The 25,697-nt window shown below is 66.3% G+C and carries 21 protein-coding genes and 1 riboswitch; of the genes, 7 read left to right on the plus strand and 14 right to left on the minus strand.

The window, feature by feature from the left end:
* Together ON44_RS22865 and ON44_RS22870 are read right to left on the minus strand one after the other, a co-directional pair.
* On the minus strand, positions 1–3,394 hold a 3,394-nt coding region (locus tag ON44_RS22865; RefSeq protein WP_040693452.1), incomplete at its 3' end, for a pyruvate carboxylase.
* 365 nt (positions 3,395–3,759) lie between these two features.
* A complete protein-coding gene (locus tag ON44_RS22870) occupies positions 3,760–4,746 on the minus strand; it encodes a hypothetical protein (RefSeq protein WP_040693454.1) in 987 nt (328 codons plus the stop codon).
* A 240-nt stretch (positions 4,747–4,986) separates the two neighbouring features.
* Positions 4,987–5,239: riboswitch (cobalamin riboswitch) on the plus strand.
* A 141-nt stretch (positions 5,240–5,380) separates the two neighbouring features.
* Here ON44_RS22870 and metE point away from each other — a divergent pair.
* A complete protein-coding gene (gene metE / locus ON44_RS22875; protein WP_040693457.1) occupies positions 5,381–7,636 on the plus strand; it encodes a 5-methyltetrahydropteroyltriglutamate--homocysteine S-methyltransferase in 2,256 nt (751 codons plus the stop codon).
* Positions 7,637–8,081: 445 nt separating this feature from the next.
* On the opposite strand, the gene ON44_RS22880 is transcribed toward metE, so the two are convergent.
* From ON44_RS22880 to prpB, 3 genes are all read right to left on the minus strand, one after another.
* Positions 8,082–8,468, minus strand: a complete 387-nt coding sequence (locus ON44_RS22880) for a nuclear transport factor 2 family protein (protein ID WP_040693478.1) — start codon at positions 8,466–8,468, stop codon at positions 8,082–8,084.
* 94 nt (positions 8,469–8,562) lie between these two features.
* Positions 8,563–9,681, minus strand: coding sequence for a bifunctional 2-methylcitrate synthase/citrate synthase (locus ON44_RS22885; RefSeq protein WP_040693459.1), 1,119 nt, complete (start codon positions 9,679–9,681; stop codon positions 8,563–8,565).
* Positions 9,674–10,594, minus strand: coding sequence for a methylisocitrate lyase (prpB, locus tag ON44_RS22890; RefSeq protein WP_040693461.1), 921 nt, complete (start codon positions 10,592–10,594; stop codon positions 9,674–9,676). The genes ON44_RS22885 and prpB overlap by 8 nt, the downstream gene beginning before the upstream one ends.
* A 26-nt stretch (positions 10,595–10,620) precedes the next feature.
* Between prpB and ON44_RS22895 the strand changes: the two genes are divergently transcribed.
* Positions 10,621–10,851, plus strand: coding sequence for a DUF1737 domain-containing protein (locus ON44_RS22895; protein ID WP_040693463.1), 231 nt, complete (start codon positions 10,621–10,623; stop codon positions 10,849–10,851).
* A gap of 8 nt (positions 10,852–10,859) precedes the next feature.
* Here ON44_RS22895 and ON44_RS22900 read toward each other — a convergent pair whose 3' ends face one another.
* The gene (locus ON44_RS22900; RefSeq protein WP_040693465.1) at positions 10,860–12,383 is read right to left on the minus strand and encodes an MmgE/PrpD family protein; all 1,524 of its coding nucleotides are present in this window, start codon (positions 12,381–12,383) and stop codon (positions 10,860–10,862) included.
* Between the two features lie 149 nt (positions 12,384–12,532).
* Here ON44_RS22900 and ON44_RS22905 point away from each other — a divergent pair, with 149 nt between their 5' ends.
* A complete protein-coding gene (locus tag ON44_RS22905) occupies positions 12,533–13,954 on the plus strand; it encodes a short-chain fatty acyl-CoA regulator family protein (RefSeq protein WP_174415120.1) in 1,422 nt (473 codons plus the stop codon).
* Positions 13,955–14,024: 70 nt separating this feature from the next.
* Here ON44_RS22905 and recG read toward each other — a convergent pair whose 3' ends face one another.
* Complete coding sequence (gene recG / locus ON44_RS22910; RefSeq protein ID WP_040693468.1) at positions 14,025–16,298, minus strand: ATP-dependent DNA helicase RecG; 2,274 nt, start codon at positions 16,296–16,298, stop codon at positions 14,025–14,027.
* Positions 16,299–16,302: 4 nt separating this feature from the next.
* Positions 16,303–18,357: a DAK2 domain-containing protein gene (locus ON44_RS22915; RefSeq protein ID WP_051182352.1), complete on the minus strand. Its 2,055-nt coding sequence runs from the start codon at positions 18,355–18,357 to the stop codon at positions 16,303–16,305.
* A 361-nt stretch (positions 18,358–18,718) separates the two neighbouring features.
* Here ON44_RS22915 and rpmB point away from each other — a divergent pair, with 361 nt between their 5' ends.
* From rpmB to ON44_RS22930, 3 genes are all read left to right on the plus strand, one after another.
* Positions 18,719–18,910, plus strand: coding sequence for a 50S ribosomal protein L28 (gene rpmB / locus ON44_RS22920; protein ID WP_011210730.1), 192 nt, complete (start codon positions 18,719–18,721; stop codon positions 18,908–18,910).
* 103 nt (positions 18,911–19,013) lie between these two features.
* Entirely contained in the window at positions 19,014–19,505 is a 492-nt protein-coding gene (locus tag ON44_RS22925) for a GNAT family N-acetyltransferase (RefSeq protein ID WP_040693483.1), read from the plus strand.
* A 39-nt stretch (positions 19,506–19,544) separates the two neighbouring features.
* Positions 19,545–20,327, plus strand: a complete 783-nt coding sequence (locus tag ON44_RS22930; RefSeq protein ID WP_040693469.1) for an enoyl-CoA hydratase/isomerase family protein — start codon at positions 19,545–19,547, stop codon at positions 20,325–20,327.
* Here ON44_RS22930 and ON44_RS22935 read toward each other — a convergent pair whose 3' ends face one another.
* From ON44_RS22935 to thiL, 4 genes are read right to left on the minus strand one after another with little or no spacing between them, the layout of a single operon-like run.
* Positions 20,328–21,191: an alpha/beta fold hydrolase gene (locus tag ON44_RS22935; RefSeq protein WP_051182350.1), complete on the minus strand. Its 864-nt coding sequence runs from the start codon at positions 21,189–21,191 to the stop codon at positions 20,328–20,330. It abuts the gene before it with no gap.
* Positions 21,192–21,248: 57 nt separating this feature from the next.
* Positions 21,249–21,515: a hypothetical protein gene (locus tag ON44_RS22940; protein WP_040693471.1), complete on the minus strand. Its 267-nt coding sequence runs from the start codon at positions 21,513–21,515 to the stop codon at positions 21,249–21,251.
* A 44-nt stretch (positions 21,516–21,559) separates the two neighbouring features.
* Entirely contained in the window at positions 21,560–22,243 is a 684-nt protein-coding gene (locus tag ON44_RS22945; RefSeq protein WP_040693472.1) for a uracil-DNA glycosylase, read from the minus strand.
* 11 nt (positions 22,244–22,254) lie between these two features.
* Entirely contained in the window at positions 22,255–23,367 is a 1,113-nt protein-coding gene (gene thiL / locus ON44_RS22950) for a thiamine-phosphate kinase (protein ID WP_040693474.1), read from the minus strand.
* 174 nt (positions 23,368–23,541) lie between these two features.
* Between thiL and ON44_RS22955 the strand changes: the two genes are divergently transcribed.
* On the plus strand, positions 23,542–24,231 hold the full coding sequence (locus ON44_RS22955) for a DUF3515 domain-containing protein (RefSeq protein ID WP_083898078.1): 690 nt from the start codon (positions 23,542–23,544) through the stop codon (positions 24,229–24,231).
* A 92-nt stretch (positions 24,232–24,323) separates the two neighbouring features.
* On the opposite strand, the gene ON44_RS22960 is transcribed toward ON44_RS22955, so the two are convergent.
* Both ON44_RS22960 and ON44_RS22965 read right to left on the minus strand, forming a co-directional pair.
* Positions 24,324–25,421: a D-alanine--D-alanine ligase family protein gene (locus tag ON44_RS22960; protein WP_040693475.1), complete on the minus strand. Its 1,098-nt coding sequence runs from the start codon at positions 25,419–25,421 to the stop codon at positions 24,324–24,326.
* A gap of 66 nt (positions 25,422–25,487) precedes the next feature.
* Positions 25,488–25,697 (minus strand): NAD(P)H-dependent glycerol-3-phosphate dehydrogenase (locus ON44_RS22965; RefSeq protein ID WP_373283196.1); only part of this gene is annotated, 210 nt, incomplete at its 5' end.

A 25,697-nucleotide genomic window follows, 5' to 3' on the forward strand; every position in this document is an offset into this window, starting at 1 on the left:
CGGACTCGCGCACCGTGAGTTCGACCAGCAGGTCACCGCCTTCGACCTGCTGCACCTTGCCGATCGCGACCCGGCCGACGATGCCGGCGCGGGGCGCGGTGATCGCGGCCTCCATCTTCATCGCCTCGATAGTGCCGACGGTATCGCCCGCCGCGATCGAATCGCCTTCGGACACAGCGAGTGTCACCACACCGGCGAACGGGGCGGCGATATGGCCCGCGTTGTTCTTATCGGCCTTCTCGGCGGCCGGGATATCGCTGGCGATGGAGCGGTCGCGCACGGCGACGGGGCGCAGTTGGCCGTTCATGATGCACATGACCGTGCGCATACCGCGCTCATCGGGTTCGGAGATGGCCTCCAGTCCGATGAGCAGGGTGACACCTTTCTCCAGTTGCACACGGTGTTCATCACCGCGGCGCAGTCCGTAGAAGAACTGGTTGGCCGACAGGCCCATGGTGTCGCCGTACTTTTCCCGGTGCGCGAGGAATTCGGCGGTGGGACCGGGGAAGAGCAGGCGGTTGAGCGTGGCGCGACGCAGTTCGGAGGAACCGGCGAGTCCGGCTTCGTCTGCTGGGGTCAGCGGGGTCTCCGGCTTGGCCGGTCCGCGCCCGGCCAGTGCCCGGCTGCGGAACGGCTCGGGCCAGCCGCCCGCCGGATTGCCGAGTTCGCCACGCAGGAAACCGATTACCGAATCCGGAATGTCGTAGCGGCCCGGATCGGCGGCGAAGCTTTCGATATCGACGCCGGTGCCGACCAGAGCGAGCGCGAGGTCGCCGACCACCTTCGAGGACGGGGTGACCTTGACCAGTCGGCCCAGCAGCCGGTCCGCCGCAGCGTATTTCGCCTCGACCTCTTCGAAGCGGTCACCGAGGCCGAGCGCGATGGCCTGCTGACGCAGATTCGACAGCTGACCGCCCGGGATTTCGTGGGTGTACACCCGGCCGGTCGGCGCGGGCAGCCCGGATTCGAAGGGCGCGTACACCTTTCGCAGCGCCTCCCAGTACGGCTCCAGATCGCAGACATTCTGCAGGTTGAGACCGGTGTCGAATTCGCTGTGCGCCGCGGCCGCGACGATCGCGGAAAGTGCTGGCTGACTGGTGGTTCCGGCCATCGCGGCACTCGCGCCGTCGACCGCGTCGGCACCGGCCTGCCAGGCGGCGAGGTAGGTGGCCAGCTGACCGCCGGGGGTGTCGTGGGTGTGCACGTGCACCGGCAGGTCGAAGTTGCTGCGCAGCGCGGAGACCAGGGTCGCGGCGGCCGGAGCGCGCAGCAGGCCCGCCATATCCTTGATGGCCAGCACATGCGCGCCCGCGTCGACGATCTGCTCGGCGAGCTTGAGGTAGTAGTCGAGGGTGTAGAGATTTTCGTCCGGGTTGGACAGGTCGCCGGTGTAGCTCATCGCGACTTCCGCGATGGCCGTACCGGTTTCGCGCACCGCATCGATGGCCGGACGCATCTGGTCGACGTTGTTGAGCGCGTCGAAGATGCGGAAGATGTCGATGCCGGTGTCGGTCGCCTCCTGCACGAACGCGCGCGTCACCTGCTCCGGGTACGGCGTGTAACCGACGGTGTTGCGGCCGCGCAGTAGCATCTGCAGGCAGATATTCGGCACGGCCTCGCGCAGTGCGGCCAGCCGCTCCCACGGGTCCTCGAACAGGAAGCGCAGCGCCACATCGTAAGTCGCGCCACCCCAGGCCTCGATGGACAGCAGTTCCGGTGTCAGGCGCGCGACATGTCCGGCGACGCCGAGCAGACCATTGGTGCGCACCCGGGTGGCCAGCAGCGACTGGTGTGCGTCACGGAAGGTGGTGTCGGTGACGCCGACGGCCTTCTGCTCACGCAACGCCCGCGCGAAGCCTTCGGGGCCCAGGCGCAGCAGCCGCTGACGCGAACCGTCCGGCGGCGGCACGCTCAGATCGATGGCGGGCAGCTTGTCGTGCGGATACACCGTGGTCGGACGCTCGCCGTGCGGCTTGTTCACGGTGATGTCGGCGAGGTAGTTCAGGATCTTGGTGCCGCGGTCGGCCGAACCGCGCAGGGTCAGCAGCTGCGGACGCTCATCGATGAACGAGGTGGTGACCCGGCCCGCCTTGAAGTCCGGATCGTCGAGCACCGCGAGCAGGAACGGGATATTGGTGGTGACGCCGCGGATGCGGAATTCCGCGAGTGCGCGACTGGCCCTGGCCACCGCGGCGGGCAGATCGCGACCGCGGCAGGTGAGCTTGACCAGCATCGAGTCGAAGTAGGCGCCGATCTCCGCGCCCAGGTTCGCGCCACCGTCGAGGCGGATGCCCGCGCCGCCCGGGGTGCGGTAGGCGGTGATGCGGCCGGTGTCGGGCCGGAAGCCATTGGCCGGATCCTCGGTGGTGATCCGGCACTGCAGGGCCGCACCGCGAATGGCGACCTTGTCCTGGCTCAGACCGAGCTGTTCGAGGGTCTCCCCCGCCGCGATGCGCAGCTGAGACTGCACCAGATCGACATCGGTGATCTCCTCGGTCACCGTGTGCTCGACCTGGATGCGCGGGTTCATCTCGATGAAGACGTGGTTGCCGCGCTCATCGAGCAGGAATTCGACGGTGCCCGCGCAGCTGTAGCCGATCTGACGGGCGAAAGCGACCGCGTCGTTGCAAATACGTTCGCGCAGTGCGGGATCCAGGTTCGGGGCGGGCGCGAGCTCGATCACCTTCTGGTGGCGGCGCTGCACCGAACAGTCGCGCTCGAACAGGTGCATGACATTGCCGTGCTGGTCGGCCAGGATCTGCACCTCGATATGGCGCGGGTTCACCACGGCCTGTTCCAGGAATACGGTCGGATCACCGAAGGCCGACTCCGCCTCACGGGACGCGGCCTCGATCGATTCGCGCAGCTGCGCCGGATCGGCGACCCGGCGCATACCCCGCCCACCGCCACCCGCAACGGCCTTCACGAAGATCGGATACTCCAGGTTCGCGGATGCGGCCAGCAGTTCGTCCACATCGGCCGACGGGGCGCTGGAGCGCAGCACCGGCAGACCCGCCGCCCGCGCCGCCTCGATCGCACGGGCCTTATTGCCGGCCAGTTCGAGCACTTCGGCCGACGGACCGATAAAGGTGATGCCCTCGCGGGCGCAGGCCGCGGCAAGGTCCGGATTCTCGGACAGGAAGCCGTAACCGGGGTAGATGGCGTCGGCGCCCGCGGACTTGGCCGCCGCGATGATCGCCTCGATCGAGAGGTACGCCCGGACCGGGTGCCCCTGTTCGCCGATCTGGTAGGACTCCGCGGCCTTCAACCGGTGGACCGAGTTGCGGTCCTCGTACGGGAAGACCGCGACTGTCCCGATGCCGAGTTCGTAGGCCGCGCGGAAGGCGCGGATGGCGATCTCGCCACGGTTCGCAACCAAGACTTTCGAGAACATTGAACTAAGGTACCCGGCCCGGAATCGTGGCCTGACAGGGAAGTCACTTTTGCGGAAATCTTCACAATCGGCCCTAGCAGGGTTGCGAAGTTGTGTTCATACAGCCGACACATGCGGTGTCGGATTTGCCCGCGCCTGCGCGCGCGGGTTTGCTCCCCGATGTCTCGCCTCCGAGCTGTCGAGGCCCGCTCCGGCGTCCTGTGTCAAGATCTTGGCAGAATCTAGTAGCTCGCAACAGAGCTGCCACAGGGAGTAATCGTCCAATTCGGGCCGAGTCGCCGGATCGATCCTGGGTATAGCCGACCGACTGCACCGATGGCAGGTTTCGCGGCGACCGTGGAACCGAACGCTCGGGGCACAATTGGTTATTGCATCATCTGGATGTGCGGGTGCTCATGTGATATCGGGCAGACTCGGATGATCAGGTCGTTGACATCGGAGATACAGATCTGGGCCGGTTCCCGCAAGTTGTCAGCGGCCTGGTCCTCGTACGGGATCCAGTGGCGCTCGTGGTACTCGCGGCTGGCGACCGTCAACAGTGGCTCGGTTGCGGTGCCGCAGGTGGTGCAGGGGTCCGGGTAAGGGTCTTGCATACCCCACTTGATAAAGCCGCCGAGCTTCGTTCCGGGCGCGATACAGAACGCACTGTACGGACTGTCCCATTCTTCGAGATCATCGAGGTCGACACCGGGAGTCTGGGCCCAGGTCCACTGGTCCACTCGTTGCTCGAGCTCCCCCTCGAGTTCCCACGAGTGTGGGTATTCGATTACCTGTTCCGGATCGATCGTGCACGGTTCGGGCACCAGGTCCTCCTCGTACTCCGCCGGTTCCGGCGGATCGACCAGGACGTCGGTGACCGCCGCTGCGGACCGCCAGAACAGTGCGGTCCGAGGCAGGCCATCGACGTCGTGCTCGTAGGGGCACCAGAGCACTTGCAGCAGATCCATTCCCTCGGGCGGACGCAGACCGGGCACGTCACGGACGTACAACTGCGCGACCGGTAGCATCGCGATCGGACCGTCGGTCGCCGGGCGCTTCTGCATCCGGTCGAGGATTTCCTTCTCCTCTGGTGTGTAATTCCTGCACTCACTGTTTCTGGCCGCGCGCATCCGCCGCTCCAGCCTGGCGTCCGCCAAAGAGATCGTCGGGAGCCGTTCGAAGCGGTGGTCCTCAGCGTTGCAGTGCGGCCATGGCTCACTTGTCGGCCACAGCAGTGGTCCGCCGATCGAACTGTCTTGCGCTGATGGTGTTCCCGGACGCGGATGCAGGCGGGTCGCGGTGCAGGCCAGCGCCGCCAGCTCGGGAAATACGGCCGCTGGATCGACCGGACGTGGCGGGGTAGTGCGAGTCATATAACAACCTCTGAAGGAATGCGGAGATGTTCGATTTCTATGACGGTGGGACCGGCGCGGTCTCGTCACGACGCTAGGCACCCAATCCTCGACCAACTTCCCATCACTGGGATTTGCCGAGTGAACGGCCTCGTGGCATGAGATCTCATACTTGGTGGCAAACCAGGTTGCGCGTCCGCCTATGCTTGGTATTGCAGCTGGTTCGCCGTGCGTCGACGAGATGGAGCCCCGACGTCGCGCCACGGAGTCGAGTTCGCGGATCGGTGAAACCGATGCGCGGATGAGAGGGAACCCGGTGAGAATCCGGGACTGTCCCGCAGCGGTATGCAGGAACGACCGCCGTCATAAGCACTGGGTAGACCGTAGCGACTGCTTGCAGATCGCTCGAAATGGTCAGCCTGGGAAGCGACGGCCAGTAGGTGAGCCCCTTACGGGGTCGGCCAGAAGGCCCGTGCCCGCAAGTCCGAAGACCTGCCAGCCGTGTCGGATACGCCGTATCCGGCGGCCACCGCCTCGTGGATTGGGCGCGCGGACCTCTGTGCGAATGTCGGGCTCCGTCGGTGCGCCGGCACGTCACTCGGTCTCCGCTTGCTCGTAGGGCGATGGTCTTCGATTCTCAGCACTGGAGAAATTCGTGACTGTTACGCATAACCCGTTCACCGCGACGGTTCTCGGTCTCCCGCGGGTGGGGCCGCACCGTGAGCTCAAACGCGCCACCGAGTCCTACTGGGCCAGACGCATCGACGCGCAGCAACTGCACGCGATAGCCCGCGACCTGCGGCGCGACCAGTTGACCGAATTACAAAGCGCCGGGATGGATTCCATCCCAGTCGGCACCTTCTCCTATTACGACCAGATGCTCGATACCGCCGTGCTGCTCGGCGCGCTGCCACCCCGGGTGGCCGGTATCGCCGATCCACTGGATCGGTATTTCGCAGCCGCACGCGGCACCGATACGGTCGAACCGCTGGAGATGACCAAGTGGTTCGATACCAATTACCACTATCTGGTGCCGGAAATCGGTCCGGAGACGTTGTTCTCGCTGGATCCATCGAAGGTATTGGATGAGTTGCGGGAGGCGCTCGCGCTCGGGGTGCCCGCGCGGCCGGTGGTGATCGGACCCATCACCTTCCTGAAGCTGGCGAAGGCGACCGGCGGTGCGGCGCTGGATCGCCTCGACGAGTTGGTTCCGCTCTATCGGGAGCTGTTGCGGCTGCTGGCCGTGGCGGGCGCGGAATGGGTACAACTCGACGAACCGGTCTTGGTCACCGATCTGACCCTCGATGAGGTCGAACTCGTGCGGCGGACCTACGCCGAACTGTCGGCCGCGACGGATCGCCCCGCGCTACTGGTGGCCACTTACTTCGGCAGGCCAGGTGCTGCGTTGAGCGGCTTGGCCGAGACCGACGTCGAAGGCATCGCACTGGATTTCACCGTGGACGCCGATTTCTCCGGTGTGCCGGCGCTGGCGAACAAGCTGCTGGTGGCAGGTGTGGTCGACGGTCGAAATGTCTGGCGGGCCGATCTGGAAAAGGCCTTGGCGACGCTCGGCACACTGCTGGGGTGCGCGAAATCCGTTGCGGTGTCGAGTTCCTGCTCGCTGCTTCATGTGCCCTACACCCTGGCGAGCGAAACCGGCCTCGATGAGCGGCTGCGTTCGTGGTTGGCCTTCGGTGCGGAGAAGGTCGCCGAGGTGCGATTGCTCGCGACCGGACTGAGTGCCGGGCCCGAGGCGATCGCCAACGAATTGGCTACGGTCCGTAGCGCTCTCGCCACTAGGCGCACCGATCCTCGATTGGACAATTCGCAGGTGCGGGCGCGGCTGGCCACGCTCGGCACGGATGCGACTCGGCGGGCACCCGCGGAACAGCGACGGGTATTGCAAGCCGAGCGGCTGCGGTTGCCATCGCTGCCGACGACGACGATCGGTTCGTATCCGCAGACCGCGGCGATCCGGCTGGCGCGCGCGGCATTGCGCAAGGGTGAGATCGATCAGGCGGAGTACGTGCGGCGGATGCGGTCCGAGATCGCGGATGTCATCGCGTTGCAAGAGAAGCTGGGCCTTGATGTACTGGTGCACGGCGAGCCGGAGCGCAATGACATGGTGCAGTACTTCGCCGAGCAGCTCGACGGATTCGCCGCCACCGACGCGGGTTGGGTGCAGTCCTATGGCACGCGCTGCGTGCGCCCGCCGATTCTGTTCGGCGATGTGGTGCGGCCCGCGCCGATGACCGTGGATTGGATCCGCTACGCGCAATCGTTGACCGATAAGCCGGTCAAAGGCATGCTGACCGGCCCGGTGACGATTCTGGCCTGGTCGTTCGTCCGCGATGACCAACCGTTGGCGGATTCGGCACGTCAAGTGGCGCTGGCGATCCGGGACGAGACGGTCGATCTGCAGGCCGCGGGCATTCGGATCATCCAGGTCGATGAGCCCGCGCTGCGGGAACTGCTGCCGCTGCGCGCAGCCGATCAGGGCGAGTACTTGGAGTGGTCGGTCGGCGCGTTCCGGTTGGCGACCTCCGGGGTTTCGGATGCCACCCAGATTCACACCCATCTCTGCTATTCGGAATTCGGTGAGGTCATCGATGCGATCGCCGGTTTGGATGCCGATGTGACCTCGATCGAGGCGGCGCGCTCGCATATGGAAGTGCTCGACGATCTGAATGCCGCAGGCTTCGATCTCGGCGTCGGACCGGGGGTGTACGACATCCACTCACCGCGGGTGCCGAGTGTGGAGGAGATCACCGCCTCCCTGCGCGCCGCACTGAAGGCCGTTCCCGCCGAACGGCTTTGGGTCAATCCGGACTGCGGATTGAAGACACGTGGACCGGTAGAGGTCGAGGCGTCATTGCGCAATCTGGTCGCTGCCGCGGCAGCGGTGCGCTAACGGGATCGCGCGCTCGCCCTCTCCAACGGGAGGGCGAACGCGCTCGCACAGGTGCGCGCCATCTGGCGAACCCAATTCCAACAGCGTCGACGCCGCCCGACGCGACACCCCGACCTCGCGAACGCCCGCATCCGCACACGACTGCGCGAAAGAGCGCGCAGCCCGATAGCGCGGTTTGGTCACCGCGCTATCGGGCTGCGTATCAATGAGATTCGGCCCCGGGAAAAGGCCGGAGCCGACGACGCGGCGTATACCTCTCACAACTCTCGCCGTTGCGGACCATCGGCCGCAGGCGCGACCGTGCGCTCAGTCCCCGCCGCCAGGCCGTATGACATTCCGAGCAACGATCCATGCGTAACCCCTCCTCATACGTCGCCATCAGATATCACCCCCGATGTCCTATTCGACGCATGGTCGACCGATTCGGTTCCGCCGATTCCCTCGATTATTCGGCCGCCGGCTCGGTTCCGAAGGCGCGGTTGATGGCGGCCATATCGAAGTAGTCCCGCCAAGCGGTGATGGCGCCGTCGGCGACTTCGAAGACGCCCACTACCGGCAGCGGTGTGTCTTTGCCCAGGCCGCGCAGGATATCGGTGCGCTCGTTCATCACAATATTCCCGGCGGCGACCTGGTGGTGCACGTCGAATTCAATGGATTCGAAGGTGCTGAGAAACCCGGCGATGAAATCGCGGATGGCGGCGCGGCCGTTGATGGGTTCCATCGGAATGTTGTGGTAGACGGCGTCTTCGGCGAAGAAGGCGCTGATCTGGTCCGGGTCGGGATCGGCCCAGCTGCGGCACATGGCGGTGACGATTTCGTCGGGGCTCGGCATTCGGTTCGCTCGCTTCCTTGCGCCGATTCGATCGGGCACATCGGTCGATTCGATCGCACCGATTACACCAAACAATCGCTTGGTTGCGCCAGGATCAGCCGATGACCAGCAGTTCGCGCTGCGGCACCCCGACGTATTCGGACAGCGGTCGGATCAGGGCATTGGCGGCGGCCTGCTCGATAATGTGGGCGGTCCAGCCGGTGATGCGACTCAGCACGAAGATCGGCGTGAACATTTCGATGTCGAAGCCCATCAGGTAGTAGGCGGGCCCGGCCGGGAAGTCGAGGTTGGGTTTGATGCCGGTGGCCTCGGCCATGGCCTGCTCCAATGCGGTGTACATGCGCAACCAGCGCTGGCCGCCGGTTACCTGCACGACCTGCTCCAGGGCTTCGCGCATTGTCGGCACCCGCGAGTCGCCGTTCTTGTAGACGCGATGCCCGAACCCCATGACCTTCTGTTTGTCGGATAGCTTGGCGCGCAACCACTCCGCGGCCAGCTCGGACTCACCGATGTCCAGCATCGTGCGCATGACGGCTTCATTGGCACCGCCGTGCAGCGGACCCTTGAGCGCACCGATCGCAGCGGTGATCGCGCTATACATATCCGACCGGGTCGAGGTGACCACACGCGCGGCGAAGGTGGATGCGTTGAAACTGTGCTCCGCGTATAGGATCAGCGAAATCTCGAAGGCGCGCACAATGCGCGGATCCGGCACCTTGCCGAAGCACATGTTCAGAAAGTTCTCGGCGAAGCCGAGATGTGAGTGTGGCGCAATAGGATCCAGCCCACGACGACGTCGCATGTCAGCGGCGACGACCGTGGGCAGCACCGCGGTAAGCCGTAGCGACTTCGCCAACAGTGCCCGATCGCCTTGTGCGGCATCGAGTTCCGCATCCTCCGCGCCGAGGTAGCTGACCACGGTCCGGACCACATCCATCGGATGACAGTTCTGCGGCATCTTCTCGATGAGCGACAGGATCGAGCGATCGATGCGCCGCTGGGCGCGTTCACGTTGACACAACAGTTGGAGTTGAGCGGCGTCGGGCAGTTCGCCGTACCACAGCAGATAGGCGACCTCCTCGAAACCACAGTGCTGGGCCAGATCCTGCACGGCATAGCCGCGATAGGTCAGCGAATTCGTTTCGGGCACAACCTTGGAGATGCTGGTGGTATCGACCACCACCCCGGCCAGGCCCTTCTTGATGTCAGTCATCGCTACGCTCACTCACGGCGAAATTGAAGATTCCGGAATCGAAGTCGTTGTACTGCTGGTAGTCGAGCAATTCGTAGAGTCGCGCCCGGTGCTGCATCTCGCCGACCAACTCGGATTGCGTTCCGGTGGCGGCGATTTCACGCAGGCCACGCTCGACCGCGAACATCGCCAAGCGCAGCGTGGTCACCGGATAGATGACGGCGTTGTAGCCGAGATCGGCCAGGGTTGCAGCCGATAGCAATTCCGACTTGCCGAACTCGGTCATATTCGCAAGCAGTGGAATATCCACCGCTGCACGGAACTTCGCGAATTCGGAGGCATCGGCGAGTGCCTCGGTGAAGATGAGGTCGGCCCCCGCGTCGGCGTACGATTTGGCCCGATCGATCGCCGCATCCAGCCCCTCGGTCCCACGCGCATCGGTCCGCGCGCAGATGACGAAGTTCGGGTCTCGTCGAGCCGAGACCGCGGCACGCAACCGACGGACCATCTCGTCGACCGGAACCACGGCCTTGCCGTCCAGATGCCCACAGCGTTTGGGATTCAGCTGATCCTCGATATGGCAACCCGCGAGCCCGGCATCCTCCAACAGGGTCACCGTGCGCGCCGCATTCATCGGCTCGCCGAAGCCGGTATCGGCATCGATCAGCACCGGCAGATCGGTCACCCGCGCGATCTGCTGTCCTCGCGCGGTCACCTCGGTGAGGGTGGTCAGGCCGATATCCGGTAGTGCGAGTTCGGCCGATACCACCGCGCCGGAGACATAGACGCCCTCGAAGTCGAGCTCCTGAATCAACTTGGCCACCAACGGGTTGAATGCTCCAGGCCAGCGCTGGATTTTTCCGGAGGCCAATCCGGCCCGAAGCGCCGTACGTTTATCGGCAGCGCTCGTGGCGGCGGCGAGCAGTCCTGTCATCACGACCACCGTCCTAGGCTGAGCACATGAGTGCAGCATCGCGCAGCGATTCCATGCAGGGTGGCGGCCGGGAGACGGGTGGGCCCGAAGATCGCCCCCTGCGCTATCGGCTGATCACCGGCGTCGACGACGCCACCTTCTGCGAACGGATCAGCGGCCTGCTCGATCAGGGCTACCGACTGCACGGATCGCCCTCCGTCACCTTCAACGGCACCGAGGTGATCGCCGCGCAGGCGCTGATCTGGGGCGGAGAGTAGGGCCGTCATCAGAAGATCCCCTCGCGCACTTGCGGTGCCCGCCCCATAACCTCGGGCGACACGGTGAACGTCAGCTGATCCAGTTCCCCGGCGGCCAGCTCCGGCGTGCGCTGCACCGCGTCGAGGAAACGGTCCTGCTCCGCGGGTTCGATCACGCCCTCGGCAAGTGTGCGGAACTTCGCGATGTACTGCGCACGCGCGAACGGCCGCGCACCCAGCGGATGCGCATCCGCCACGGCGAGCTCATCGACAATCGTCTCGCCACTCTTCAGCGTCACGACCGCCCGTGCTCCGAAGGCCTTTTCGTTCGGATCGGTGGCGTGGTAACGGCGTGTCCATTCCGGATCCTCGACCGTCGAGATCTTGCGCCACAGTGCGACGGTATCCGCCCGACGTGCCCGCTCGGGTGCGTAGGACCGCTCGTGATGCCAACCGCCGTCCTGTAGCGCGACCGCGAATATATAAGGAACGGAATGGTCGAGCGTCTCGCGGCTGGCATGCGGATCGAACTTCTGCGGATCACCGGAGCCCGTGCCGATGACCACGTGCGTGTGGTGGCTGGTATGCAGCACGATGGTGGCGATCTGATCGAGATCGCCGATGCGCGCCCGCATTCGACGCGCGAGATCGATGGGCGCCTGGCTCTGGTACTCGGCCGAATGCTCTTTGGTGTAGCTGTCGAGAATGGCCCGCTTCGCCTCGCCCGGACTCGGCAGCGGCACCTGATATTCCGCGTCCGGCCCACCGAGCAGCCAGGCGATTACGCCGTCCGCACCCTCCCAGATCGGTGCGGGAGCACCCTCGCCGCGCATGGCCCGGTCGACTGCCTCCACCGCCATTTTTCCGGCGAATGCGGGGGCATACGCCTTCCAACTGGAGATCTCGCCCTTGCGGGATTGCCGGGTGGCAGTGGTGGTGTGCAGCGCCTGCCCGATCGCCTGATAGATCGTCTCGGTGTCCAGGCCCAGTAGCGTCCCGATGCCGGCGGCGGCCGCTGGACCGAGATGTGCGACGTGATCGATCTTGTGTTCGTGCAGGCAGATTCCGCGCACCAGGTCGATCTGGATCTCGTAACCGGTGGCCAGGCCGCGGATCAGCGCGGCGCCACCGCGACCGGTGTGCTGGGCCACGGCGAGGATCGGCGGAATATTGTCGCCCGGATGCGAGTACTCGGCGGCCAGGAAGGTGTCGTGAAAGTCGAGTTCGCGCACCGCGACCCCGTTCGCCCACGCGGCCCACTCCGGCGATACCCGGCGCTGCGGCGACAAGCCGAAAACGGTGGCGCCGGACCGATCGGGCCGCGGCGCATGCGGCTGTGCGAGTGCCTGCGCCCGCGCATTCGTCACGGGACGGCGGACCAGCGCGGCCGCAGCGACGGCGGCATTGTCGATGATCCGGTTCACGATCATCGCGCTGACCTCGGCGGTCACCTCGACCGGACCGGCGGCGACCTCGGCAATTCTGGTGGCCAAGTGTTCTGTGCGCGGAAAGTCCGCCGCGGCGGCGCGGGCGCGTACGATATGGGTTTTCATCCATCCTCCGGTTCCAGACGGGCCAGCGGCCCTACTTCGCACGCTACGCAGGATGGATCTTCGGCAAAATCCCTTGCAACAGCAGATTTCTGCGGGCGAGAATCCTCCATTTTGCGATGATTGCGAATTCCGAGGGCTACCATCTTGCGGTGCGCAAGATGTACGCGGGCGCCCGACTGAGACGGTTGCGCGAGGAACGGCGGATGACCCAGGCCGCACTGGCGAAATCCCTGGATCTATCGCCCAGCTACCTCAACCAGCTCGAGCGCGACCAGCGACCGCTCACCATTCCGGTGCTGCTGAAGCTCAACTCCACCTTCGACCTCGACGTGCAATTTTTCGCGGCCGACTCCGATGCCCGGCTGGTCTCGGATCTGCATGAGGTACTCGTCGATGCGGCGGGCGGTGACAGTGCGCCACTGACCGAGGTAGAGGAACTGGCGACGCGACTGCCGGAGGTGTCCCGAATCGTCGTCGCAATGCATCGGCGATTGCGCGCGGCGACAGATCAACTCGATCTGCTCTCCGCACGGGTGGCCGCGCCGACCGGCGGACCCGGTGTGCCCATGCCGTATGAGGATGTGCGGGATTTCTTCTACGACCATCACAATCACATCGCACAGCTCGATCATGCGGCCGAACAGCTCTTCGAGGAGTGCGGTCTGAGCATCGGGTCACTCGATCGGCAACTCGCCAGGGTGGCCGAGGAGCGCGCCGGGGTCACCGTGCTGGTGCGCGGTGACGGCGCGGATCCAACCATCCCGAAACGGCATTACGATCCGGACAGTCGCACGCTGACGCTGGCGCGGCGGCTACGTCCCGGACAGCGCGCATTTCAAATCGCAACCACCCTCGGTTTTCTGCTGTACAGCAAGGATTTGGATGCCGTACTTGCCGAAACACCGTCGCTCACCGGCGAATCCAGGACGTTGGCGCGCATCGGGCTGGCCAATTACTTCGCGGGCGCGCTGGTACTTCCGTACGGCCGCTTTCTGCGGTCCGCCGAGGAACTGCGCTACGACATCGATCTGCTCAGTCTGCGTTTCGAGGTCGGCTTCGAGACCATCTGCCACCGGTTGAGCACCCTGCAGCGGCAGGGGCAGCGCGGCGTTCCGTTCTTCCTGGTCCGCACCGACCGGGCGGGCAATATCTCGAAACGCCAGTCCGCCACGGCATTCCATTTCTCCCGGGTCGGTGGCAGTTGCCCGCTGTGGGTGGTGCACGAGGCCTTCGCCAATCCTGGTCGCATCCTTACCCAGATGGCGGCGATGCCAGATGGTCGCCGCTACCTCTGGATCGCCCGCACCGCGCTGGCGGGGCCACACGGATTCAGCACGGCGACAAAGGATTTCGCTATCGGCCTGGGTTGCGATATCGAATACGCCGACCGGCTCGTGTATTCGAACGGCCTACAACTCGACAGTCCGGCCGCAGCGGTGCCGATCGGCGCGGGCTGCAAGGTCTGCGAGCGCCCCTCCTGCCCGCAGCGCGCCTTCCCCCAGATCGGCAGCCCCCTCGCAGTCACCGAGCACACCAGCACGGATCTGCCCTACCCACGAGTCCTGCGCTGATGCCGGACAATTGATCACCATGCGCTGGTGCGGGTAAACGTCGAGGAGAATGCCTCTCACCAGTGCATTCTCACGACTTCGCCAGGTACTCCAGGCGTTCGGCGTCTACGGCGGCGTGCATCATGGTGGCTAGGCCCGGGTGGTGGTGGAGGCCTGGGTCGGATTCGACTACTCGACGCGCGAGGTCTTGGGCGGCGGTGATGACTTCGAGGTCGTCGAGTAGGGAGAGCAGGCGCAGCGAGCGGGCGGTGCCGGACTGGGCGGCGCCGAGGACGTCGCCTTCCCGGCGTTGGCGCAGGTCGAGGACGGCGAGTTCGAAGCCGTCGGTGGTGGCGGCGACAGCGTCGAGGCGGGCCATGGCGGTGCCGGTGGGGCCCGCGTCGGTGATGAGCAGGCACAGGCCGGGGTGTTTGCCGCGGCCGATGCGGCCGCGCAACTGATGCAGCTGGCTGACACCGAAGCGGTCGGCGTCCACGATGACCATGACGGTCGCATTCGGGACGTCGACGCCGACCTCCACGACCGTGGTGCAGACGAGCACATCGATGTCGCCATCGTTGAATGCGCGCATCACCTGGTCTTTTTCATCGGTCGGGAGCCTGCCGTGCAGCAGGCCGACCCGGACGCTCGCGAGCGGACCGGTGCGCAGCATGTCGAAGACCTCGAGAGCGGCGGCCGTGGTCGGGCCTTCCTTCTCCTCTGCCTTACCGGACTTCTTGCCGTTGCGGCCCTTGCCGTTCTCCTCGTCATCGCCGATGCGCGAGCACACCACATAGGCCTGTCGACCGGCGCCGACCTCCTCGAGGATGCGTTCCCAGGCCCGGTCGACCCAGTTCGGATGCTGTTTTCGCGGCACCACCTTCGACACGATCGGCGAGCGGCCGCGGGGCAGCTGGGTGAGGGTTGAGGTCTCCAGATCTCCCAGGGTGGTCATGGCGATGGTGCGGGGAATCGGGGTCGCGGTCATGACGAGCAGATGCGGACTGGTGCCGGACTTCGCCTTGGCGCGCAACGCATCCCGCTGCTCGACACCGAACCGATGTTGTTCGTCGACGATCACCATGCCGAGATCGAAGAACTCCACCGCGTCCTGGATGAGCGCGTGGGTGCCGATCACGATGCCCGCCTCGCCGGTCACCGCATCCAGTAGCGCGGCTTTCTTCGCCGACGCCGACATCGAGCCGGTCACCAGTACCACCTTGGTCGCGTTGTCGGCGGCGCCGAGTTCACCGGCGGTGCCGAGATCGCCCAGCATGGCGCGCAGCGACCGATAGTGTTGGGCGGCAAGGACTTCCGTGGGCGCGAGCAGCGCGCACTGCTGACCGGCATCGACCACCTGCAATATGGCGTGCAGCGCGACGATGGTCTTGCCCGACCCCACCTCACCCTGTAATAGCCGGTGCATCGGATGACTGCGCGCGAGATCGTCGGAGATCTCCGCGATCACCTGCTGCTGCCCCTCGGTCAGTTCGAAGGGCAAGCGGGTGTCGAAAGCCGCTGCGATACCGTCGGATCGGGGCGGACACGGCCGGGCCGCTCGTGCCTCCGCGTCGTGTCGCCGCTCGGCGAGGACCAGTTGTAGGGCCAGCGCCTCGTCGAAACGCAAACGCTCCCTGGCCTGTTCGATATCGGACTTGCGTTCGGGCAGGTGGATCAGGCGCAGTGCGTCGGAGATCTTCATCAGTGCGCGGTCGTCGCGCAGATCGCTCGGCAGCGGATCGTCGATCGGGTCGAGCTGGTCGAGTACCTGCCGGACACAGGCGAGCAGATCCCAGCTCTGCACTTTCGCGGTCGCGGGGTATACCGGGATGTATTCCCGTTCGAAAAACGAGACATCCACTCCCCCTTTACCTTTTGCGCTCTGCGCCAATCCGCGCAAGGCGCCGCCGCCGCGCACCGAGGTGAGGTTCTCGATCGAATCCTCTTCCTTCTCGGGCAGGATCAGATAATCGGGATGTGAGAGGTTCCAGCGGTCCGGGCGCCACCAGTGCACGGTGCCCGACATCATGGCCCGGACTCCTTCGCGGACAAGGTAACTCACCTTGTCGCCGTTGAAGAAGGTGATATCGATGGGGGCGACCGAACCGGTGTCGAGCGCGACCTTGAGTAGTCGCCCCCTGCGGTTCTTCATCGGGCGCAGTTCGGTTTTCGTCACCCGGCCGATGACGGTGATGTGCGCGCCCTCCTCCGGTTGCTCCTGGGTGAGCGGCTGGCCCTGGGTGGCGTAGCGCAATGGATAGTGCCGCAACAAATCCTCGACGGTGTGCATGTCGAAGGCATCGGCGAGCGGCTCGGCCGCCTTCACGCCGAGCAGGTGGTCCAGCCGATCGCTGAGTGTCGCCATATCCCTATTCCACCCCTATCTGCACCAGATCCGCTTGCTGCCCACCGGAATACACAATCACCTCGACGCCGGGGAAGCCGTTCGCGATATGCGCGGCCAGTGCCTCCGCGAGTTCAGCAGGGGCCGCCACACCCATGAGCAAAGTGACCAGCTCACCGCCGAAGGCGAGCATCCGGTCGAGCAGGGTCCGGCCCGCGGCCGGCACATCCCGGTCGATCACCACGACATCGTGACCGACCAGCCCCAGCCCATCACCGGCCTCGCAGGTGCCGACCATGGTGAGCGCCCGTTCTGTCGCGGCACGCAATGATCCCCAGCGGGTCGCGGCCGCCGCTTCCGACATGGCGAACGCATCGTCCACCGCGATCCGGCCGCAATCGTGCACCGCCAGCGCCGCCAACCCCTGCACCATGGACCCGCTCGGCAACAACAACACGTCCCGATGCACGTCGCGCGCCGCGACACCGACCGCAACCAACTCGTGCGCGGGCAGCGCGCCATTCGGCAGCACCAACACCTCCCGATTCGGCAGCTGCCGAATCGCCGCAAGCAGCGCCGCACCGGTCACCGGCCCGTCACCACCGAGCACCACCGCACCCCCGGCCTCGAACAGCGCCGCCGCGCCGTCCCCCGATGCGACAGCCAAAACGGCGCGGTCCGCGGGACCGTCGTGATCGGGTCCGATGGCGCGTCCGACACCACCAGGCCGCCCCGCGGCACCAGCGCGACCCGCAACGTCGGCGGGGGCTGTGTCAGGGTGCCCGACGCCCTCAGCGTGGTCGGCAAAGTCGGCGTCCGGGATTTTGTCCGAGTGCGCGGCCGCATCGGAGGGCACGGGTGTCGGGCGGGCGGTAATGGTGAAGCTTTCGATGCGGATGGCGCTGAGGGCGCCGGTGGCGATTCCTGCTTCCACGGCGGCGCCCGCGTCGGCGCAGTGGACGTGCGCGGACCAGGAGCCCGCGCCGTCGCCGACGACCACCACCGAGTCGCCGAGGTCGGCGAGGCGGTCGCGGAGGCGGGCTATTCGTCGGTCGTCGGTATCGGAGAGGAGGTACATCACCTCGAAGTGGGGTTCGGCACTGTTCACGGTTTCGACACAGCTGCCGTGCGGTGCGGAATCGGCATGCCGTGCGGCCGTGGCACGATCAACTCTCGCCTGGTCACCAGCGAATGCGAATTCGCCTCGCGCGTACTCCGGCCGATCGGGTGTCTCGCCGAGGGTGACCGCGACCAGACTGTCGAGCAGCACGACCAACCCGCGCGCACCCGCATCGACCACCCCGGCCTCGCGCAGCACGCCGAGCTGGGCGGGCGTATCACCGAGCGCCTGGGCAGCACCGTCGGCCGCAGCCACCGCCACCTCGGCCAGGGCGGATGTCGGGGAGGCCGCAGCACATACTGCTGCCCGCTCCAGGACGGTCAGGATGGTCCCTTCGACCGGCACACTCAGCGATTCCCGAACCAGCGCCGATGCCGTTGCCAGCGCGTCACGCAACGTCTGCGCGGTCAGCGGGCCCCCGCGCGCCGCCTCGGCAATCCCCCGCAGCACCTGCGACAGAATGATCCCGGAATTCCCGCGCGCCCCGAGCGTCGCCCCGCGCGCCATAGCCGCGGCCACATCGTGCGTCGAGAGCGCGCCCGGTTCGAGATACCCGTCCGCGGTTCCATCCGACGGCGCTGCGCTGAAGCCATTCCGCGAGCTGCCCCGCCCGGCAAGATCAGGCGGGTTGGGGCGATCAACGCCATTCCGGGCGATAACTGCACCACCGACCGCCCTAGCATCCGCTGCATAACCGTCAGCCGCGAAACCATCCGATCGCTCGGATCCGCGCGCCGAGATCACCGCGGCATCCGCGGCCTGCATTGCCGCTCGCATGGTGGCGAGCATGTTCGTACCGGTATCGGCGTCGGCGATGGGGAAGACATTGAGGGCGTTGATCTCCTCGCGACGCTGCTGCAGGCCATCGAGGCAGATGCGACCCCAGCGCAGCAGGGCCGTGCCGTTCAGTTCATTCGGACCGGCAACGGCAGGCAGACCCGCGTCAGGGCCGTCGCCCATCATGTCCCGCACTCCGGGCACCGCCACCTCTCTCCGCGATCGTTCACACCGCTGTGCCACCCGCACCCAAGCGACTGCTGGCAGATCGCTCGAAAGGTTCTGCCACCGTTGGCCAGGTTAGCTGGCGATACCGACAGTCGATCGGCGACACCGATCCACTACCATCGGGTGTGCCCACGGGTCGTCGGTTCATGACCCGGTTTGGCGGATCCGGGCGCCGCCAGCTACCCTTGCAGGGTTGCCTAGCGCGGCCGAGAGGGTTCGCGCTGGCCGACGTCAGTCGGCAGGGCATTAAGACATTGTTTCCGGACATGCTGCCGACGTGCGGCGGTCCCCACATGACATGAAGGAGTTCGCGACTATGGCTGCCGTCTGCGACGTCTGCGCCAAGGGCCCCGGCTTCGGGAAGTCGGTCTCGCACTCGCACCGGCGTACCAACCGTCGTTGGAACCCGAACATCCAGACCGTGCGCGCACAGGTCGCGCCGGGCAACACCCGCCGCATGAACGTGTGCACCTCCTGCCTGAAGGCGGGCAAGGTCGTTCGCGGCTGATTCACCCAGAGACCGGCATACGCCCCGACACCACCAGGTGCTCGGGGCGTAGTCATCTGCGGACGCTGGTCATCGACGACCGCCCTCGGCAACGATGGTCGCCATGACCCAGCCCGCCTGGCGCATAGCCCCACTCGCCGCCGAATACGTCCACGGCCTCGCCGAATGCCATATCGCCTGCTGGCGTGAGGCCTATCGGGGCCTGGTCCCCGACCACATCCTGGATGCGTTCGAGGTCGACCGCCGCGCGGAGCAGTGGGAACGCGTCCGGGTCCGCAACCCGGGCAGCGCCTATGTCGCCCTCGTCGACGACGAGGTGATCGGCTTCTCGTGTGCGACCGCGTCACGCGACGAATCACCGGTCACCCCAACCGAACTCAACGCCCTCTATGTCCGCGCCGCCTGGTACGGCACCGGCGTCGCCCACGATCTCATCCGCGCCGCCGTCGCACCCGACATCCCGTGCTCTCTCTGGGTCTTCGAGAAGAACCCACGCGCCCAGGCCTTTTACCGCAAACACGGCTTCGAGCTCGACGGCACCAGCCGCATCGAGGCCTTCACCCCCGCCATCGAAGTCCGCATGGTCCGCCTCTGACCGGAAGGCGGCTCGGGGCGGGGAGCTAATGTGCTGGCCATGACTTCCACGCACACCGAGTACGTCACCGTCGTCGACGGCGTACTACAGATCACCATCTCGACCGCCGCCAAGGGCACTTCCTTGGACTTCGCGGGCGTCAACGCGGGCACCGAGGCATTGCGCTCGGCAGGCCGCGAGATCGGCGCCGTGCTGTTGACGGGCGCCGGGCCGAACTTCTCCGCGGGTGGCGATGTGCGCAGTTTCGCGGCGGCCGAGGATCGGGCCGGTCACCTCTACGGCCTCGCGACGGACCTGCACGAGTTCGTGCGCGCGCTCGACGAGACCATCGTGCCCGTCGTCGCCGGGGTGCAGGGCTGGGCGGCCGGAGCCGGAATGAGCCTGGTGTGCGCGGCGGATATCGCGATCGGCGGCCCGAGCACCAAGCTTCGCCCGGCGTATCCGGGCATTGCGCTGAGCCCGGACGGTGGCATGTCATGGACGCTGCCGCGGATCGTCGGCACCGGCCGCGCCCGCGAAATCCTGCTCACCGACGCGATTCTCGACGCCGAAACGGCGGTGCGACTCGGCATCCTGAGTCGGCTCGTCGATGACGAGCAGGTACAGGCCGAGGCATCGAATGTGGCCCGAACCCTCGCCACCGGACCGCGATCCGCCTACGCGAGCATCAAATCGCTACTGGCACGGTCGAATTCGTCGACGCTGAGCGACCAGCTCGACTACGAGCGCGATGCCATCAGCGCCGCGGCCAACAGCCCGGCCGGGCGCGAGGGCGTGGATGCCTTCGTCGAGAAGCGCAAGCCCGACTACCAGAACCGGTAGCTAACCGCGCACCTGGAGCACGAATTTCGCGACCGCGTCGGTGAACGAATCATTGTCGTCACCGGCCGCGGTATGCGCCGCGCCGCCGATCTCGATCAGCTGCGCGTGCGGCACCAATGCCTGGAATTCCGCGGCGCCTTCCGGCGTCACCACATCGGATTGCATACCGCGCACCAGCAGCACGGGAATGGTGAGGGCGCGTGCGGCGGCCTCCAGCTGCGGGACCATTTCGCTCGCATCCTCGACGCGGTCGCCGAGCATATCCGGATCCCAATGCCAGTACCACCGGCCGTCGCGCTGGCGCAGATTGCGCAGCAGGCCGTCGGTGTTCTTGGGCCGTGGCCGATGCGGCATGTATTCCGCGACCGCGTCGGCGGCTTGCTCGAGGCTGTCGAAGCCGTCGCGATGTTTGCCGAGGAAGTCGATCACCCGCGCGACACCGGCGGGTTCGGGGCGGGTGACGATGTCGACGAGCACCAGTGCGGTGATCGGCGCGCCGCCCGGATCCGCGGTGGTGAGCAGACCGGTGATCCCGCCCATGCTCGCACCGACCACGACCGCGGGCGCAGCCAGCTGTTCGAGGACCGCCACCAGGTCCGCGACCATCGTGTGACGCCGGTAATCAGCGGTCGGCGACCAAGCGCTGTCGCCGTGACCGCGCGCGTCCAGCGTGACGACCCGCATCCCGGCGGCGGCCAGCTTCGCACCGGTCTGCTTCCACGAGTGTCTGGTCTGACCACCACCGTGCAGAAACAGGACGAGCGGGCCGTCCGCCGGGCCGAACTGGTCGGCGGCCAGCTCGATCCCATCCGAACCGCGCAGCCGCAGCCGGATCGGATCGAGAAGGTTGTTCGCATTACTCACGATCCGAGGATCGCACAGTTACCGCTGGGGCTCGTACGAGCCCCGGTCAATGGGACCTCAGCAGTCCCACTTGCCCTGCGCGCTGATGGTGTTCTGCAGCAGGCACGCGACCTTGGCATTCACCGAGGACGAGATGGTCGAGGAGCCATTGGAGGTGAATTCCTCGCCGACCGGAGCGGCGGTCTTCGGCGCGGAGGTCTCCGTGGCGGGCTCGAGCGGCAACCCGGCCGCATTCGCCGCCGCACTGCCGCCGGCCAGGGCCGCGCACAGGGCCAGCGTGGCGGTGGTGCCGCGCAGTGCGCCGCGAACGGTCTTGTTCTGCATGTAATTGTGCTCCTCTACTGTGTTTTAACCTCGACGCCCGAGATCTAGGGCAGGCGCCAGTCAACAGGCTCGGCACCCAATTCGTCGAGTAGTTCATTCACTCGTGAGAAGGGTCGCGAACCAAAAAAGCCGCGCGAGGCCGACAGTGGTGACGGGTGCACGGATTCGATATAGGGCACCTCGGCCGCGGCCAGCTGCGGTTTCAGTGTCTGCGCGTCCCGACCCCACAGGATCGCGACCAGCGGTTCGTCCCTGGCCACCAGCGCGCGAATCGCCTGATCGGTCACCGCCTCCCACCCCTTGCCGCGGTGCGAGGCGGGCTGTCCCGGTGAAACCGTCAGGACTCGGTTCAGCAGCAGTACGCCCTGATCCGACCACGGGCTCAAGTCTCCGTTGGACGGTGTCTGGTGGCCGAGGTCCTTGCTGTATTCGGCGAAGATATTGGCGAGGCTGCGCGGCACCGGCGAAACATCGGGGGCGACAGAGAAACTCAGGCCCATCGGATGTCCGGGCGTCGGATACGGATCCTGGCCGACGATCAACACACGCACCGCGGCGAAGGGACGCTGAAAGGCGCGCAGCACATTCTCACCGGCCGGTAGATAACCACGGCCCGCCGCATTCTCCGCGCGCAGGAATTCGCCCATCGCCGAGATCTGCTCCGCAACCGGTTCGAGAGCCTTTGCCCAACCCGGATCCATGATTTCCGTCAGTGGTTTCGCGCCCATGACCGCACAACCTATCGTGGCTCGGGCTCGGACGCCGAGTCCACCCCGCTGAACGATTCCCAGCCCCCACTGCCCGGATGCCGCGCACCGTCGACGGTTACGCCGTGACCTGCCAGCACCCGTCCGATCGGCACCCAACCGGGCGGCAGCTCCCGGTGCGCGGGCCAGGTTCCGACGAACGCGTGATCCTCGCCGCCGGTCAGAATCCATTGCGCCGCATCGGCATCCAGACGCTGCGCGATCGTCGCCAGAGCCGGATCGCGCAATGTCTGCAAGTGGATATCGATGGCGACACCGGACGCCTCGGCGATATGGCCCAGATCCGCGAGCAATCCGTCCGAGATGTCGGTGAGCGCGGTGGGTATCGCGGGCACTTCGGCGGAAGATCCGATGACGCCCTCCGCTCCGAACTCCACCGCGTTCTGATCCGACACCCCGACGTGCTCCGAGCCGAGTACACCTTCCGCCGGGGACGCTCCCGAGTTGTCCACTCCGGCAGCGGAATCGGCGACCACAGCGAGCACAGCCGAATAGGGCGGCTGTGGGACCCGGTGGGCCGCAAGCGCTTCGGCGAAGAATTCGTCTGCCGGATCGAATCCGGCGGTCAGCACCGCCAACCCAGCTGCGGACCAGCCGAGGCGACCGACCACCGCGACCGTATCCCCCACGCGTGCACCGGCTCTGGTGATCGGCGCGCGGCCGTCCAGATCGCCGAAAGCGGTGACCGAGATGACCAGCTGCGGGCTGCGCACCACATCGCCGCCCGCGATGGAACCGCCCGCGCGCCGCGCCTCGGCCCACATCCCGTCGGTGAGCCCATCCACCAGCTCGAGCGACGTATCGGCCGGACAGCCGAACGCCACCACGAATGCGGTGGGCACGGCACCCATGGCGACCACGTCGGCGGCATTCTGCGCGATGGCCTTGCGCCCGATATCGCGCGGACCGGACCAGTCGAGCCGGAAATGTCGATCTTGGATCAGCATGTCGGTGGTGACCACGAAACGGCCGTCCGGCGCGGCCACCAGGGCGGCGTCGTCACCGGGGCCGAGCAGCACGCCGGGCGCCTGCACCCGCCCCGAGTTGATCCGCTCGATCAGCGCGAACTCCCCCAGCTCACGCACTGTCTTCGGCCGTGTGCTGTCGCTGATGACCTGGTCCCTTCCCGGCGTCGTGCTGGCTGAAATCGCCCCGAGGGTACCCTTTCCAAGGCAATCGTGTACTACCAGGCCGGTGCGCGGCATCCATCCCCCAGGTGACCGGGCCCCACCAGCGCGAACAGGAAGGGATCGGTGAGCATGGCGGCGGAATCGTCGGACCGCGATTCGTCGGAGGCGGAGTCGTCGAAGGCCGAGCTGTCGAAAGGGACGGTTGATCCGGCCGCGGACAGCGCTGCGGAACCCACGCCCACCGTCGATCGCACCGAATCCGCCGACGAGCCCGCGACCGAATCCAGCGGCTACCCGCCCGCGCTGATCGCGACCGCAGTCGCACTCCCGGTCGTGCTGGTAGTCGCCGTTCTGGTCGCCGCAGTTCTGGCCCGACGCGCACCGATCGAACGCGAACCGCTGGTCCTCGGTCCGGTTCCCGCGCCCGCCGCGGACGGACCCGCATGCACCGCGCTGCTGCCCGCACTGCCGGTCGATCTCGGCGACTACTCCAAATCCACGCTGGTGGAACCGTCTCCCCCCGCGACTCGCGCCTGGCAGCGCAAGGACGGCGGCGACGCCATCGTGCTGCGCTGCGGTTTGGAACGACCGTTGGAGTTCAACCGCGCCTCGCCGCTACAGATCGTCAATGGCGTGCAATGGTTCGAGGTCCGCGATGCGGCCGCCAAGGCGAGCACCTGGTTCGCCGTCGACCGCGCAACCTATATCGCACTGACCGTCCCCGACGGCTCTGGACCGACTCCGCTACAAGGAGTTTCGGACACGATTTCCGCCAACATACCGGCCCAGCCGATCGATCCCGGCCCGCTGCCGAACTGACGTTCACACCCCCGCGTGGTTGCGCCACACCCGCAGTACCGGGTGCGCGCTTGCGATACCCCGCGGGTCCTGGCCGAAAAGCCGAGCGTCGATCACCGCAACCCGGTACCCCGTGCGAGCGCCGTCTCGATCAGTGTGGAAACCAGTGCTCGGTAGTCGATTCCGGTCGCCTCCCACATCCGCGGATACATGGAAATCGAGGTGAAACCGGGCATCGTATTGATCTCATTGATCACCGGCCCATCCGCCGTGACGAAGAAGTCCACGCGCGCCAAACCTTGGCAGTCAAGCGCTTTGAACGCCCGTACCGCGAGTTCCCTGACACTGTCGGACACTTCGTCGTCCAATTTGGCCGGAACATCGAATTCGCAGACATCGTCGAGGTATTTGGTGTCGAAGTCGTAGAACTCCGGCGCCGCGGCATCGGCATCCGGCATCCGAATCTCGGCGACCACACTGGCCTCGACCCGCCCGTCCGGAAATTCCAGCACGCCACATTCGACTTCGCGTCCGACAATGCCCGCCTCGACGATCACCTTCGGATCGTGTTCGCGCGCCGCCGCGATCGCCGCGTCCAACTCGCTCCAATCGGTGACCTTGGTGATTCCGATCGAGGAACCACCGCGCGCCGGTTTGACGAATACCGGCAGGCCCAGCAGCGCGCGATCATCCGCGTCGAGCGAGTCGGTCCCGCGCCGCAGCACCAGCTGCCGCCCGATCGGCAGCCCCTCCGCGGCGAGCAGTTTCTTGGTGAATTCCTTATCCATGCCCGCGGCGCTGGCCAGCACCCCCGGCCCGACATACGGCACCCCGGCCAATTCGAGCATGCCCTGCAACGTGCCGTCCTCACCGAACGGGCCGTGCAGGATCGGGAACACCACATCCACCGACCCCAGTGCCGCACTCGGATCATCGAGCGCGACCAACGAGCCGGACCGGCTCGGATCAGCGGCCAGCGTGAGCGCGGTACCGCTGCTGTCCACGGCGGGCAGCGCGTTGTCCTTGAATCCGAGCGACGCCACCTCGGAACCACCGAGCACCCAGGCGCCGTCGATGGTGATGCCGATGGGCACGGCCTCGTACTTTTCCGGATCGAGGTTGCGCAGCACGCTGCCGGCCGACACACACGAGACGGCGTGCTCGTTACTGCGCCCGCCGAACACCACAGCAACCCTGATCCGGTTCGTCATGAACGGAACCGTACCCGTTATGGGTGCCGAACCAACCTCGTGCCCGTGCGGTTATAGCGTTCGCCCCTATTCCGGTTTGATCCGCCGACCCAGCAGATTGCCGACCGCCTCGCGCACCGAAACGCCCTCATGACATACCTGGTGCACCGACGTGGTCAGCGGCATCTCGACATCGTGCGCCGCGGCCAGCGCGCGCACCGATGTGCACGACTTCACACCCTCCGCGACCTGGCCACGGGTGGCCTCCTGGGCCGCCTCCATGGACCCGCCCGCGCC

Source organism: Nocardia vinacea NBRC 16497 (assembly GCF_000308835.1).
Lineage (GTDB): Bacteria > Actinomycetota > Actinomycetes > Mycobacteriales > Mycobacteriaceae > Nocardia > Nocardia vinacea.